Below are 14,919 nucleotides of genomic sequence, written 5' to 3' on the forward strand. Positions count from 1 at the left end.
ATCCTCTATTTTTAAATTACTCTTTACAAGACTCACATAAACCGTAAAATTTAACTTCATGGTCTACAATTTTAAATTTATATAATTCCTGAATTTCCTTTTCAATACTATCCAGTAAATCTTCTTTAACTTCTATTATTTTTCCACAACTTTTACATATAAGATGATGATGATTATGAGAGTCTTCCTCATGTAAATTAATTTCGTATCTTATACAGCCATCGTCTAAATTAAGTTTTGAAATCACACCAATTTCATCTAAAAGTTGCATTGTTCTGTAAACAGTTGCAAGACCTATTTCTGGACAATCTTTTCTAACTAGATCGTAAATTTCTTCACTGCTCAGGTGTGAACAATCGTTTTTTATTAAAACTTCAATTATCGCTCTTCTTTGAGGAGTAATTTTAAATCCAGTTTCTTTCAACCTATCTTTTAATACTTCGAATGTATTCAACATAATATCGCCTCGTTTTCAGTTGATAATCTTTATTACTTATTATTTTAGATTATTAAGCAATATTTGTCAATACCTCTACTGTTCGTCGTCGAAGTTTAAACCTTCTTCTTCCATTAGAGTATCGTATACTGCTACTACTGTTTCATATTCTTCGTCACTCTCAATTGGCAACAATATGTCACCTTGATCATCTTGATCTATTCTAAAGATTAGAGCTTCTTCAGTCTCTTCATCATCTATAGGCATAAGAATTGCATATTCCTTCCCTTCTGCCTCAAGAGTCAATATTATTTCAAATTGGCTAGTTTCGCCGTCTTCATCAATTAAACTTATTATGTTATCTTCCATGATCTCACCTCATATAAATATTATTGTTTCTATTATATATCATTAGAATACAATTTTACAGTCATTTAGTTAATTTCTTTTATAATCTAAAAATCCTTGTAATATAATCACTGCCGCCAGCATATCAACTACTTTTTTTCTTTTCTTTCTACTTACATCAGCTTCTAACAGAGATCTTTCTGCAGCAACTGTCGATAATCTCTCATCCCAAAATTCGATTTCAAGCCCTGTTTCTTCTTTTAATAACTTACAGAACTTCATTACCTTCTCTCCTTGGGGACCTATATCTCCAGTCATATTCTTTGGAAGCCCAGAGACTATCAAATTAATTTGTCTTTCGGAAATTATTTTCTTTAGCTCTTCAATATCTTTATTTTTGCCAACCCTATTTATTGTCTTAATTCCTTGTGCAGTTAATCCCATTAGATCACTTACAGCAACTCCAATGGTCTTATCTCCAATATCGAGACCCATAATTCTTCCATCTAACATTATTATACTTCTCCTAATAACTTATACCCTTATACTGTTATATGCTAACAGTATAAGTTTTACCAATTTTAAATTTTTTATTATTATTAAAATAAATTAGCCAGGGCATAAGCCCCGACTAACCCAAAACTACATCTTACTTATATTCTCTTTATTAAATATTATCATATTTATGCTAATAATAACAATAGGTATTAGTATATAAATAGAGGCTGTCGCTGCTGCTACTATTCCCGAATCATTTACTAATAATGTTATTATACATCCAACCATAGATGATACAAAACCTTTAAATATAATCGGGTAATCTTTCATAACTTTTCTGAAGTGTTTAGATGGTTTAAATATAAGCACTGCTATTATGCCTATTCCAGCAAGCAGAATATTTACCCATACACTAGTCTGAGCAAGTTTTACGTTCATCTGTATCTTTCTAACAAACGTCTGAATTATCTCACCAGGTCCATTTATCATTATCTGATGAACAAATCCTCCTAAGTGTGAGCCTGACCCTGTCTTAAGATCTAAGAAGGCAAAAACAGCTACCACAACCACTGCTGAAAGTCCTAACAGTAAAACTTTTTTAAGATCTATCCTTATATCGTATATCAACAGTATAAACAGTAAGTATGCAACACATTCTGATATTGCACCACCTACATTTGCGCCCATTGATGGATATGCACTAGTTATTAAGATAATTAAACTTATTACTATAACTGTCCACTTTGGAATCTTTTTGTAGTTCATAAGTACTGATAATGCAAATATTGCACTAGCGATAGTTACACCTTCATACTCATTTCCAACACCGTAATATCTCGCCCCGACTATCGCATCGTAACTCATAATATTATTCTTCATCATAAATGTTCCAAATACTGAGTCTATAACAATAAGGGCTATTGTTAAACCTGCAAAGAATCCCATATGTTTTAGATCATCTTTTATAAATAATCTGCCTATAATATACAAGACAACTGCTACTGCGAAAATACCAAGCAGTATACCCATTGGGGTTTTAAAGTTCAATAAAGGAGCAATCATAAATGAAAGCGGCATTATTATACCTAATTTTATGAATTCCTTTAACACATTAAATACTTTCTCTTTGTGTTTAAATCTATTTCTGAACAATATTGCAACTGCAGCTATAACCCAAGAAATAGATACTACACTTACAAAAATATTAATAATTGTACCTCTTATATTAGATATAGATACTATCTTTTCATACTCTCCAAGTAAGTATTCTATATTTTCTTCCTTATCGTTTGTACTTAAAGATCTTCCAACCATAGTCTCGCTTTTTAAACCAAACTCGTTAAGTATATCTACGCCAATATCTAAATTTGCAACTATACCGTTTTGTCTTGTTGTAGATGAAGTTAGTAGCCCTTTTCCAGCGCCTTCAAACTTAACAACTGGTGAAAGTCTTCTCTTGTTTTTATAATCTAAATTGCTTGGAAATCCACTTACGACATATACGACATCATTTTCACCAACCATGTTGAAAACTTCTTTTAAATACTTGTCAATTTTTTTGTCTACGTTGTCTCTCATAGATTCATAAGTTTCTTCATTTAAGCTTCCTTTATATGCATCTAACCTATAAGCATCTCCAAGGTCTACAAACAATGCATCACTCTTAGAATAGTAATCTTTTGTCTCTTTTAATAACTTATCATAATCAGTAGATATTCCATATGGCATACTTGTATCTTTTTTATTTATATTGTCGACATTACCCATATCGATTCTACCGTACTGATCCATCGCTAGAAGACAGAGATCTCTATTAACAACTACCTCACCGTTTTCAATAGTATCTGAGTTTCCGATAACTGCAGTCTTCAAATTGTTGTCAGATAAAGTCTGACCCATATTTCCTAAAGTTGATCCAAATTCTCCATTTTCAAAATTATCATTTATAGATCTATTTACATTCAAGTAGTTTATACCTTTGGCTTTTTTTCCAGTGGCAGCTTCAAATATTTTTGCGTTTTCTTCGTTAACATTACCAAAGTTAATTACATCATCATCTTTAGTTACATTTGCCCTACCACCCGCACCCATGCTGGCATATGATCTCCTATCATTAGTACCCTTATCTCCTCTAATATTCATAAGCGCAATGTATCCTCTGTTGTCTAATTCTTTCTTTAGAGTTGGTACTTTACGCATACTCACAAGGTTGGTCCTATTCATATTTATAAATACAACCTTCCCCTTCTCTTCAGCAAATCCATATTGAGTAGCTGTGACAAACAGTATCATAACTACAGCCATCAGAGATACAATCTTCTTTTTCATTGTTTTACCTACTTTCTGTTCAAAAAGTGCTCATTCTTAGAGTATACATCACTTTCATTGTACTATCATCACTGAATTTCACTAGTATTACTCTCATTAAATATAATCATGTTTATACTTATTATCACCACAGGTATAAAGATATAAATTGATGCTGTTGCTGCAGCTACTATTCCAGAATCATTTACCAACAAAGCAACTATACATCCTACTACTGATGAAACAAGTCCTTTAAATATAATAGGATACTCTATCATAACCCTTTTAAAGTGTTTCGATGGCTTAAATATTAATACTGCCATTATACCTATTCCTGCAAGTAAAATATTTACCCAAACACTCGTCTGTGCTATTTTTATATTCATTTCAATTTTTCTAGTGAACGTCTGAATTATCTGCCCTGGACCCTTAAGCATAATTTGTTGAACAAAACCACTTAAGTGTGATTCAGCACCAGAAACAATGTCTAAATATGCAAAAACTGCTACTACAACTACTGCAGAAAATCCTAATATCAATATTCTCTTCAAATCAATTTTCATGTTGAATATTAGGAATATAAATAACAGATAAGCAACACATTCAGATATTGCACCGCCAACACTTGCACCCATTGAAGGGTATGCACATGTTATCAATATCACCAAACTTGCCAATATTACAGTCCATTTTGGAATCTCTTTATAGTTCATAAGTACAGAAATAGCAAATATACTACTCCCAATAATTACTCCACCATACTCATTACCAATTCCATAGTATCTAGCACCAACTATAGCATCGTAACTCATGATATTATTCTTCATCATGTACGTACCTAAAATTGAATCTAGTACAATTAACAGTATCGTAGCTCCCGAGAAAAATCCCATATGTTTTAAATCATCTTTAAATAAAACTCTTCCCAGTAAATATAAAATAGAAGCAACCACGAAAATTCCAAATAAAATTCCTATCTGTGATTTAAAGTTAAAAAGAGTAGCTATCATAAAAGATAAAGGCATCAATATTCCTAATTTAATTAATTCCTTTAAAATATTAAATACTTTTTCTTTATTTGGTATGCGATTTCTAATTAATATCAAAGCAGTGGCTATAATCCACGAAATAGATATTACACTTACAAATATATTAATAATCGTCGCTCGTACATTTGAAATAGATACGATTTTTCCATATTCACCTAATAAATACTCTACATTATTATTTTTATCAATTAAATTAAATGGTTTTCCTACCATTAATTTATTTTTTAGGCCGAATTCATTTAACATATCTACCCCCACATCTAGATTCGCTGTAATACCATCTCGTCTAGTTGTGGCAGATGAAATTAAACCCTTACCTTCTCCTTTAAATTTAATAATAGGAGTTAATCTTCTCTTATTCTTGAAATCAATGTCACTTGGAAATCCACTAGCTATATAAATAATATCATTTTTTCCTGCCATTTTAAAAACTTGTGTTAAGTATTCATCTATCTTATTTTCAATATTATCCCTCATTTTATTAAAGGAATTATCATTTAAACTATTTCTATAGAGATCTAGTCTATAAGTATCTCCCAAATCTACATAAACAACATCGCTTAGAGAATGGTATTTCTTTGTTTCACTCAGAAGTTTATCATAATCGGTTGAGATACCAAATGGCATACTTAAATCTTTTTTATTAATGTCATCAATATTTCCCATGTCTATCCTACCATATTGATCCATAGCCATTAAACACAGATCTCTATTTTCTAATAGTTTTCCATTATCTACTATATCTGAGTTGCCTATTACGGCAGTCTTTAAATTGTTATCTGACAAAGTTTGACCTAATACCCCTAAGCTAGATCCAAACTCTCCATTTTCATAATTTTCATTTATAGATCTATTAACGTTTAAATAATTTATTTCTTTAGCTTTTTTTCCTGTAACATACTTAAATTTTTCAGCATCCTCTTTATTCGTGTTATTAAATATAATAGGATCTTCAATTTTAGTTACATTAGCTCTCCCACCTGCACCCATGCTGGCATATGATCTTCTGTCATTAGTACCCTTATCTCCCCTAATGTTCATATACGCTAAATAACCTCTTCTATCTAATTCATCTTTCAAGATAGGTATTTTTCGCATATTTATAAGATTAGTTCTATTCATATTTATAAATATAACTTTTCCTTTTTCCTCAGCATATCCATACTGAGTAGCGTTGATTATTAATACCATAACTACTGCCATCAAAGACACAATTTTTTTCATAAACGACCTACTTTCTATTTAAATAGTACATTATGACTTCTTCAAGTATTTCATCTCGCTCAAATTGCTTTATTACTGTTCTAGCATTTTTATAACTTGTTATATAACTTGAATCACCAGAGAGTAAATAACCTATGATCTGATTCACAGGATTATAACCTTTTTCAACCAAAGCTTTGTGTACAAAGTCTATAGATTCACTAACGGTCATCTTTTCATCATTCAATCCTTCAAACTTCATTGTATAGTCTAAATCTTTTTCCAAAATTAAAACCTCCTTAAAGTGAATTGCGGTTATTTAATTTGACCTTTAACAACATCACTTGCGCTAATTAAGGCCTCGTCTACCTTTGTTACATCATTAGCACCAGCTTGTGCCATATTTGGTCTACCTCCACCTTTACCGCCAGCTATTTTTGAAACTTCCTTAACTATATTACCTGAATGTATTCCTTTATCTATAACGTCTTTAGTAGCTGTTACGACGAAGTTTACTTTATCATCAGCAATATTCGCTAGAACAACAACTCCAGATCTTAATTTATCTCTTAAATTATCAGCTGTCTCTCTAAGTGTTTCCATATCAATATTCTCAAATTTATGAGTTATTAGATTAACACCATCAATTTCAACCTTTGATTCTAGTATAGAATCTGCTGATTGTAAACTAATCTTAGATTTGACTTCGTGAAGCTCTTTAGCTAAGTTCTTATTCTCTTCTAATATAGCTCCTACTCTTTGAGATAGATTCTCTTCTTTTGTCTTTAAAAGATTACAGATATTTTGGATATCATTGTCTTTTTCTAACATATAATTGTAAACCGATCTACCAGTTATAGCTTCAATTCTTCTAACGCCTGCAGCTACACCACCTTCAGATAATATCTTAAATAGCCCTATTTGTGAAGTATTTTTTAAGTGAGTTCCACCGCATAACTCTGATGAATAATCACCTATAGAAACTACCCTAACTTCATTATCGTACTTTTCGCCAAATAATGCCATAGCTCCTTTTTCTTTTGCTGATTTAATATCCATAATATCACATTTTACATCTAATGACGATAAAATTGCATCATTTACTTCTTGTTCTATTTTTAACAGTTCTTCTTTTGATATAGGTTCAAAATGAGTAATATCAAATCTTAATCTATCGGGCGTAACAAGTGAACCGGCTTGGTTAACATGATCTCCAAGAGTATCTTTTAATGCTTTGTGAAGTAAGTGTGTAGCACTGTGGTTTCTTGCAGAAGCCATTCTTGTTCCCTTATCTACATAAGTATTGACCTTATCACCTTTTTTGATTTCTCCCTCTAAAACTTTTCCTATATGCTTTATACTGTTGTTTGCACCTTTTTTAGTGTCTTTAACCTCTATAACTAATCCATTAGCTTTAATATAGCCTTTATCACCGACTTGTCCACCACCTTCTGGATAGAATGTAGTCTTATCAAGTACAACGATTACATTGTCTCCTTCCGATGCAAAATCAACTAGCTCCCCTTCCTTGACAAGAACTTCTATATTTGCATCCGTACTTAGAGTATTATATCCATTAAATTCACTATCTATAGTCTCATCTAATTTTGAAATAGGATCTTCTTTCCATCCTTCACCTTCCATATTTCCTCTAGCTGATCTTGCTCTCTCTTTTTGTTCTTCCATTTCTCTGTTAAACTCATCTTCATCTAAAGTTAAGTTTTCTTCAGCAAGTATTTCTTTTGTCAAGTCTACTGGGAATCCGTAAGTATCATATAGTTTAAAAGCATTTTCTCCGCTTAATACATTGTTTCCATATTTCTTAAGCTCTTCAACATAAGAAGAAAGTATTTCTGTACCTTGATCTATAGTTTCACTGAATTTCTCTTCTTCTATTCTTATAACTTTTTTAATGTAATTTTCTTTTTCAGCCAAATTTGTATAAGCTTTGCCACTAACTTTTATAACTGAATCTACTAACTTACATAAAAATGAATCTGTTACACCTAAAAGTTTACCATGACGAGCAGCTCTTCTAAGTAGTCTCCTAAGAACATATCCTCTTCCTTCATTAGATGGTAAAACTCCATCACTTATCATAAAGCTTACAGCTCTAATATGATCTGTTATTATTCTTATTGAGATATCTGACTTTGGATTTTCTCCATATTTAGCGCCAGTAAGGTTTTCTACATTTTCAAGAATATGTCTTATAGTATCTACGTCAAATATTGTATCAACTTCTTGCATGATACAAGCCATACGCTCAAGTCCCATACCGGTATCTATGTTTTTGTTTTCAAGTAAGTTATAGTTACCTTCTTCGTCTTTATCAAATTGTGTAAAAACGTGATTCCAAAATTCTAAATATCTATCACAATCGCATCCTGGCTTACAATCAGGGTTATCGCATCCATATGCTTCACCTCTATCAAAGTAAATCTCAGAACAAGGTCCACATGGCCCTACTCCTATCTCCCAGAAGTTGTCATCTTTACCTAATCTAACTATTCTCTCTTTTGGGAAGTTCATTTCCTTTTCCCATATTTCAAAAGCTTCATCATCTTCCTCATAAACTGTAACCCAGATTTTTTCTTGAGGTATATTTAAATGTTCAGTTACAAATTCCCATCCCCATTTAATAGACTCTCTTTTAAAGTAATCTCCAAATGAAAAATTACCCATCATTTCAAAGAATGTACCATGTCTAGCAGTTATACCTACATTTTCTATATCACCAGTTCTTATACATTTTTGACATGTACTCATTCTCTTACTTGGAGGTACTTCAACTCCAGAGAAGTAATTTTTTAACGGTGCCATACCCGCATTTATAAGCAACAAACTCTTATCATTATTTGGTACTAATGGATAACTCTCTACTACATAATGATCCTTCGATTCGAAGAACTTTAAAAATCTACTTCTTATTTCGTTCAAACCTAATTTTTCCATAATCTTTCCTCCTAAATATTTTTTATTTTTATTTATACTACTTATCAATAAAAGAATTTCAACTTTCAAATTGATTTAAATAATTTAAAAAGTATATTATAAATAAAATATCGCCCCTATAATTAAATAATTATAGGGGCGACTATATCGCGGTACCACCCTAATTACTGCAATATACGCAGTATCTTCGGAAAACCTCAGCTATATCGTGACTACCGACAAATTCTACTGTTAGTTCAAATTTGTAGCTCGGAGGCTGCTTCAATTGATACATTCTAAGGGGTTCCAGCTAATCCCTCTCTCTGTCAGAACTTAAATAATCTACTACTCCTCGTCAAAGCCAGTTTTAAATTTTAATTAGTATACTATTACACTAATATACTAAATTTTATGAAATTAATCAATACTAAAACTAAGTAAAACTTTATTTTTTTACTCTAAGCGTTATTCGTTGGTTATTATTCCTCCACCGACAACTATATCTCCATTATACATAACTATTGATTGTCCATTAGTTATCGCTCTCTGAGGTTCGTCAAAGACAACTCTTATTTTACCGCCTTCATGATTATAGACCGTCGCAGGAGATGGCTTCGCACTGTATCTTATCTTAGCCTCAACTCTCATAGGTTCTTCTATTTTGTCAACAGATATAAGGTTTACATCTTTTGCTAATAGTTCAGTTTTAAATAAATCTCCATTATCCCCCAAAATTACTGTATTATTTTTAGGGTTTATATCTACTACAAACATCGGTTTACCAAAAGCAATTCCCAGCCCTTTTCTCTGCCCTATAGTGTAATGTATAATCCCTTGATGTTTTCCTAGTATATTTCCTTTAGTATCTACAAAATATCCATCTTCGATACACTTATCTGTATGTTTTTTTACATAATTCACGTAGTCATTGTCTTTTACAAAACAGATTTCTTGACTGTCTGGCTTATTATAAACTAGAAGCCCCATCTCTTTTGCTATCTCTCTAACTCTATCCTTCTCATAGTCGCCAATAGGCAGTAATGTGTGCTCTAATTGCTCAGAAGTCAAATTGTATAGAGCGTATGTTTGATCTTTTTTATCGGTTACAGATTTTTTAAGTAAAAATTTTCCAGTTTTATCATCTTTCTCAATTTTTGCATAATGTCCTGTAGCTACATAATCACAGCCTATTTGTATAGCTTTTTTATAAAATTCATCAAACTTTATATATTTATTACAAGCTATACACGGATTTGGAGTTTTTCCTTCTAAATACTCGTCAACAAAATAATCAATAACTTTATCTTTAAATACATCTTTAAAATTTAATACGTAAAACGGTATACCTATTTTATTAGCAACACGTCTAGCATCTTCAACTGCTGAAAGGGAACAACATCCTCCTTCAAGCTCTATCTCTTCGTCATCATCCTGCCATAATTTCATAGTTACACCAACAACATCATATCCTTGTTCTTTAAGTAGATATGCGGCAACAGAGCTATCTACTCCACCACTCATACCTATCATTACTTTTTTCTTCATAAGTTCACCTCTCAATAGCAGTATAACAAAAACTTCTTTACAGATCAAAACCGTAAAGGCTGAAATTATTTTAACTGAAATTAACAAGAGCTCTTGTATTAATTAAAATAAGATGTTTCAGCCTTTACGGTTATATTAATAATATTTTTAGTCTTCTTCTGGTACTTCATGATCATGAGCATCGTCAATCACATATCCATCAAGTTCTGGTATATCTATATTATTTTTCTTAGCATAATCGATTAATGCCGCTTTTACCGCTTGCTCTGCTAGCACTGAACAGTGCATTTTTACTGGTGGTAAGCCATCTAAAGCTTCTGCAACTGCCTTATTTGTAAGCTCAAGAGCTTCTTTTATTTTTTTACCTTTTATCATCTCTGTTGCCATTGATGAACTTGCTATAGCAGACCCACACCCAAATGTTTTAAACTTAACATCTTTTATTGTGTCTCCATCTATATCAAGAAATACCTTCATTATATCACCACATGTAGGGTTACCAACTTGACCTACACCACTTGCATCATCTATTTCACCCATATTTCTTGGATTTAAGAAATGGTCCATAACTTTATCACTGTATTGTTGCATAGCTATTCCTCCTCGTATGTTAGCCTATATAATTAATTTGTCCTATTTGCTATTTAACTCTTCCTGCTTTTTTAGCATCATCGTAAAGTGGAGACATGCTTCTTAGTCTCTCTATAACATTTGGAAGATTTTCTATGATGTAATCTATATCATCATCAGTTGTAAAATCACCTACTGTAAGTCTTAGTGATCCATGAGCTATTTCATGTGGAAGACCTATTGCCAAAAGTACATGCGATGGATCTAAAGACCCTGAAGTACAAGCAGATCCACTTGAAGCAGCTATTCCTAACATATCTAATAGTAGAAGTATTCCCTCTCCCTCTATAAATTCAAACGCAAAGTTAACATTTCCAGGTAATCTTTCTTCTAAGCTTCCGTTAACTCTCGTAAAAGGTATCTTTTCTAAAATTCCATCTATAAGTTTCTTTCTAAGTCTTGTTAGAGTCTCAACATGGTTAGGTAGATTTTGCATAGCTAGTTCAGCTGCTTTACCATATCCAACTATTGCTGGTATATTTTCAGTACCTGCCCTCTTGCCTTTTTCTTGAGCTCCACCATGAACTAAATTGTGAAGTTTTACACCTCTTTTTATATATAAAGACCCTACACCTTTTGGTCCATAAATCTTGTGAGATGACATACTCATTAGGTCAATATCAAGATCTTGAACATCTACTGGAATATTACCAGCTGCTTGAACCGCATCAGTGTGGAATAATATGCCGTGTTTTTTAGCTATTGCACAAGCCTCTTTGATTGGCTCTATTGTCCCAATTTCATTGTTGGCAAACATTATACTGATAAGTACAGTCGTATCTTTTATAGCATCTTCTAGTTCTTTTAAATCTATTTTTCCTTCGCTATCTACATCAAGATAAGTTATTTCAAATCCATGATGTTTAGCTAGATATTCACATGTATGAAGTATAGCATGATGTTCTATTTTTGTAGTGATTATATGATTACCTTTATCTATATTAGCATAAGCTACACCTTCTAAAGCCCAGTTATCACTTTCACTACCACCAGCTGTGAAATAAATTTCACCTGGTTTTGCATTAATTAGATCAGCAACTTGCTCTCTAGCCTTATCCAAAACTTCCTTTGCCTCTCTACCAAATGTGTGGAAACTAGATGCGTTACCAAAGTACTCTGTAAAATAAGGAAGCATCGCGTCCACAACCTCTTGTTTGACAGGAGTAGTAGCTGAGTAATCCATATATAATCTTCTTTTTTCCATCAAATTCATCTCCAAATCTATTAAAATTTTATTAATTGTATTCTATATATGATCTTGTTCATTTTTTACGTTGTCGTCAATCATATCTTGAAGTGTTATAGAGTATGTAACGTCTTCTATCCCCTTCTTAATCCTTTCCCAGACCCCTTTAGTTACACAAGTATCTGAGTTTGCACATATATCCTCATCTAAAATACAATCCGATAGCGATACTGGACCTTCTAAGACATTCAGTACATCACCTACTGTTATTTCTTTTGCGTCTTTAGATAATAAATATCCTCCCTGTGCCCCTCTAACACTACTTACTAAATCAGCCTTTTTTAGTGCAGAAAATATTTGCTCTAGATACTGCATAGATATATTCTGCCTGTTAGCTATTAGCTTTAGAGGTACAGGTCCTTTGTCTTGCTTAAGTGCCAACACAAACATAGCCTTTAGACCATATCTACCCTTTGTCGATAGCTTCATATTTCATCACCTCTGTATTATGAAAACTAATTCATACTAAAATGGTATGATTTGAATTCATCTTTATTCTATTATATCCTAGTAACTTTGTCAACATTAAAAGTCTCAATTTTTATTCAAAAAATCTAAATAGTTTTTTATTGATTTCTCAGTTTTATTTTCCTGTGGTATATAGTAAATACTATCTTTAATATTATCTGGTAAATACTGCTGCTTCACATACTGATTTTTGTAGTCATGTGGGTATTTATACGTCTCTCCTTCATTTTTCAAATACTTACCTGATCCTTTCAGGTATGGTGGAATATCACCAACATAGTCATTGTCTAATTCTTGTAGGGCTTTATTAATTGACATATAACCCGAGTTTGATTTCGGTGATGTAGCAAGAAGTACAGTAGCCTGCGCCAGAGGTATTCTTGCCTCTGGAAATCCAAGTTGCATTGCAGAATCAACACATGCCTTAACAACTACTATAGCGTTTGGATAAGCTAGTCCTATATCCTCACAGGCAATAACTAAAAGTCTTCTGCAAATACTTACAAGATCTCCACCTTTGACTAGTCTAGCTAGATAGTGAACAGATGCTTGTGGATCACTACCCCTAATTGATTTCTGAAATGCACTTAAAATATCGTAATGACTATCTCCATCTCTATCATAGTTTAAACTTTTGTTTAAACTAGATTTTTTTACTGCCTCTAAGTCAACTTTTACAATATTATCATTATTTGGTTTTGTTGAATAAACGGTAACTTCTAAAGTATTTAATGCTATTCTCATATCTCCATCGCATATATCTGATATACTCTCCAAAGCTTCATCAGTGTATTCTATTTTCATATAACTCTCATCTTTTAGTATCTGAGTTGCCCTTTTTAGTCCTCTCTGTATTTCTTCCTTTTCTATAGGTTTAAATTCAAATACTGTTGATCTACTTATTAAAGCTTTATACACATAATGATATGGATTCTCCGTTGTGCTTGCAATAAGGGTTATTTGGCCATTTTCGATAAACTCTAATATAGATTGCTGTTGTTTTTTATTAAAACTTTGTATCTCGTCTATATAAAGTAAAATGCCATTTGTATTTTCTATCTCATCTAACTTAGATATTATCTTCTTAATATCTTCAAGTGAGGAGTTTGTAGCGTTAATCTTATAAAACCCCTTATTGCTTTTTTTTGCAATAATTTCAGACACTGTAGTTTTACCAACTCCAGGAGGTCCATAAAAAATCATATTAGGTAAAAATCCGGACTCTAAAATTTTAGTCAGTACTTTTCCTTCTCCAATTATATGTCTTTGACCTACTACTTCATCCAATGTATTCGGTCTAATTTTATCGGCTAAAGGCATAAATACCATCTCCTCTACTTAAAATTTATTTATTGTAATTGTACTTATATAATACATTATATTATATATATTTGTTTCAATTATATTAAAAAAGGTATCTATTATATAGATACCTTTTTAATGTTTATAATTATTGTTCATTTTTTAGCTTTTTAAGTTCTTCTATAAGCTTATCATTAAGAACCTTAATGTGAGTACCTTTCATACCTAGAGATCTTGATTCTATCACTCCAGCACTCTCAAATTTTCTTAGCGCATTTACTATTACCGATCTAGTTATTCCAACTCTATCTGCAATTTTGCTTGCTACTAATAATCCTTCTCTTCCATCTAACTCTTCGAATATATGCTCAACGGCTTCTAATTCTGAGTATGACAACGTTCCTATAGCCATTTGAACTACTGCTTTCTTTCTCATTTCTTCTTCTAGCTCTTCACCGATCGCTCTAAGAATCTCTAGTCCTACAACAGTTGCACTGTATTCTGATACAACTAAATCGTCATCGTTGTATAACTCATTGTATCTTGAAAGAACTAACGTACCTAATCTTTGACCACTTCCTAGTATTGGTACTACAGTAGAGTATTTGTGTACTCTATTATGTTCTAACGGGAAAATCTTTAATAAAACATCACCTGTTATGTTTTCTTGAGTTTCTGTTACAGACAACAAGTTTTCAGTATACTCATCTGGGAATTTTTTTTGTTTAGTTGCTTCATCTTCGATTACTGAGCTATCCTCAGCATCGTTAAGATAAAGACCAAGCACCTTCCCTTTCGCACTTACCACGTAAACATTTGAGCTAAGCACCTCTCCTAATGCTCTTGAAAGTAAATCGAAAGATACACTGCTACCGCCACTTGTCTGTAAAATTTTATTAATCTTTCTCGTCTTTTGTAGAACCTCACTTGCCATCTAATCATCTCCTCATGAA

Annotated in this window: 13 protein-coding genes and 1 other annotated feature; all 13 genes read right to left on the reverse strand. The window is 32.1% G+C overall.

The genetic code is table 11. From position 1 onward, the window contains the following. Positions 1–16: 16 nt before the first annotated feature. The gene (locus tag KQI18_RS01985; protein WP_216465862.1) at positions 17–457 is read right to left on the reverse strand and encodes a Fur family transcriptional regulator; all 441 of its coding nucleotides are present in this window, start codon (positions 455–457) and stop codon (positions 17–19) included. Positions 458–532: 75 nt separating this feature from the next. Further along, positions 533–805: a DUF1292 domain-containing protein gene (locus tag KQI18_RS01990; RefSeq protein ID WP_216465863.1), complete on the reverse strand. Its 273-nt coding sequence runs from the start codon at positions 803–805 to the stop codon at positions 533–535. Between the two features lie 69 nt (positions 806–874). Next, a complete protein-coding gene (ruvX, locus tag KQI18_RS01995; protein ID WP_216465872.1) occupies positions 875–1,297 on the reverse strand; it encodes a Holliday junction resolvase RuvX in 423 nt (140 codons plus the stop codon). A gap of 129 nt (positions 1,298–1,426) precedes the next feature. Further along, positions 1,427–3,610: a hypothetical protein gene (locus tag KQI18_RS02000; RefSeq protein WP_216465874.1), complete on the reverse strand. Its 2,184-nt coding sequence runs from the start codon at positions 3,608–3,610 to the stop codon at positions 1,427–1,429. A gap of 68 nt (positions 3,611–3,678) precedes the next feature. After that, positions 3,679–5,862, reverse strand: coding sequence for a hypothetical protein (locus KQI18_RS02005; protein WP_216465881.1), 2,184 nt, complete (start codon positions 5,860–5,862; stop codon positions 3,679–3,681). Positions 5,863–5,869: 7 nt separating this feature from the next. Further along, positions 5,870–6,127: an IreB family regulatory phosphoprotein gene (locus KQI18_RS02010; RefSeq protein WP_272876204.1), complete on the reverse strand. Its 258-nt coding sequence runs from the start codon at positions 6,125–6,127 to the stop codon at positions 5,870–5,872. A gap of 29 nt (positions 6,128–6,156) precedes the next feature. Beyond that, complete coding sequence (alaS, locus tag KQI18_RS02015) at positions 6,157–8,796, reverse strand: alanine--tRNA ligase (protein WP_216465889.1); 2,640 nt, start codon at positions 8,794–8,796, stop codon at positions 6,157–6,159. 131 nt (positions 8,797–8,927) lie between these two features. After that, positions 8,928–9,143, reverse strand: a binding site (T-box leader). 97 nt (positions 9,144–9,240) lie between these two features. Next, complete coding sequence (gene mnmA, locus KQI18_RS02020) at positions 9,241–10,320, reverse strand: tRNA 2-thiouridine(34) synthase MnmA (protein ID WP_216465908.1); 1,080 nt, start codon at positions 10,318–10,320, stop codon at positions 9,241–9,243. Positions 10,321–10,467: 147 nt separating this feature from the next. Continuing rightward, positions 10,468–10,911 carry a Fe-S cluster assembly scaffold protein NifU gene (nifU, locus tag KQI18_RS02025; RefSeq protein WP_216465910.1) on the reverse strand — a complete coding sequence of 148 codons (444 nt, stop codon included), beginning with the start codon at positions 10,909–10,911 and terminating at the stop codon, positions 10,468–10,470. Positions 10,912–10,960: 49 nt separating this feature from the next. Next, positions 10,961–12,154: a cysteine desulfurase NifS gene (gene nifS, locus KQI18_RS02030; RefSeq protein WP_216465923.1), complete on the reverse strand. Its 1,194-nt coding sequence runs from the start codon at positions 12,152–12,154 to the stop codon at positions 10,961–10,963. A gap of 42 nt (positions 12,155–12,196) precedes the next feature. Then, positions 12,197–12,625 (reverse strand): RrF2 family transcriptional regulator, encoded by a 429-nt coding sequence (locus KQI18_RS02035; protein ID WP_216465926.1) that lies wholly within the window; start codon positions 12,623–12,625, stop codon positions 12,197–12,199. A 105-nt stretch (positions 12,626–12,730) separates the two neighbouring features. Then, positions 12,731–13,984 carry a replication-associated recombination protein A gene (locus KQI18_RS02040; protein ID WP_216465928.1) on the reverse strand — a complete coding sequence of 418 codons (1,254 nt, stop codon included), beginning with the start codon at positions 13,982–13,984 and terminating at the stop codon, positions 12,731–12,733. Between the two features lie 130 nt (positions 13,985–14,114). Continuing rightward, entirely contained in the window at positions 14,115–14,900 is a 786-nt protein-coding gene (gene codY / locus KQI18_RS02045; RefSeq protein WP_216465932.1) for a GTP-sensing pleiotropic transcriptional regulator CodY, read from the reverse strand. Between the last annotated feature and the right edge of the window lie 19 nt (positions 14,901–14,919).

The organism is Metaclostridioides mangenotii (genome assembly GCF_018917235.1).
Classification (GTDB): Bacteria; Bacillota; Clostridia; order Peptostreptococcales; family Peptostreptococcaceae; genus Metaclostridioides.

Excerpts from the sequence above, each read along its gene's own strand:
- KQI18_RS02040 (WP_216465928.1), bottom strand. The coding sequence starts at position 13,984 with ATGCCTTTAGCCGATAAAATTAGACCGAATACATTGGATGAAGTAGTA.
- mnmA (WP_216465908.1), bottom strand. The coding sequence starts at position 10,320 with ATGAAGAAAAAAGTAATGATAGGTATGAGTGGTGGAGTAGATAGCTCT.
- KQI18_RS01990 (WP_216465863.1), bottom strand. The coding sequence starts at position 805 with ATGGAAGATAACATAATAAGTTTAATTGATGAAGACGGCGAAACTAGC.
- nifS (WP_216465923.1), bottom strand. The coding sequence starts at position 12,154 with ATGGAAAAAAGAAGATTATATATGGATTACTCAGCTACTACTCCTGTC.
- KQI18_RS02035 (WP_216465926.1), bottom strand. The coding sequence starts at position 12,625 with ATGAAGCTATCGACAAAGGGTAGATATGGTCTAAAGGCTATGTTTGTG.
- KQI18_RS02000 (WP_216465874.1), bottom strand. The coding sequence starts at position 3,610 with ATGAAAAAGAAGATTGTATCTCTGATGGCTGTAGTTATGATACTGTTT.
- alaS (WP_216465889.1), bottom strand. The coding sequence starts at position 8,796 with ATGGAAAAATTAGGTTTGAACGAAATAAGAAGTAGATTTTTAAAGTTC.
- ruvX (WP_216465872.1), bottom strand. The coding sequence starts at position 1,297 with ATGTTAGATGGAAGAATTATGGGTCTCGATATTGGAGATAAGACCATT.
- KQI18_RS01985 (WP_216465862.1), bottom strand. The coding sequence starts at position 457 with ATGTTGAATACATTCGAAGTATTAAAAGATAGGTTGAAAGAAACTGGA.
- KQI18_RS02005 (WP_216465881.1), bottom strand. The coding sequence starts at position 5,862 with ATGAAAAAAATTGTGTCTTTGATGGCAGTAGTTATGGTATTAATAATC.
- nifU (WP_216465910.1), bottom strand. The coding sequence starts at position 10,911 with ATGCAACAATACAGTGATAAAGTTATGGACCATTTCTTAAATCCAAGA.
- codY (WP_216465932.1), bottom strand. The coding sequence starts at position 14,900 with ATGGCAAGTGAGGTTCTACAAAAGACGAGAAAGATTAATAAAATTTTA.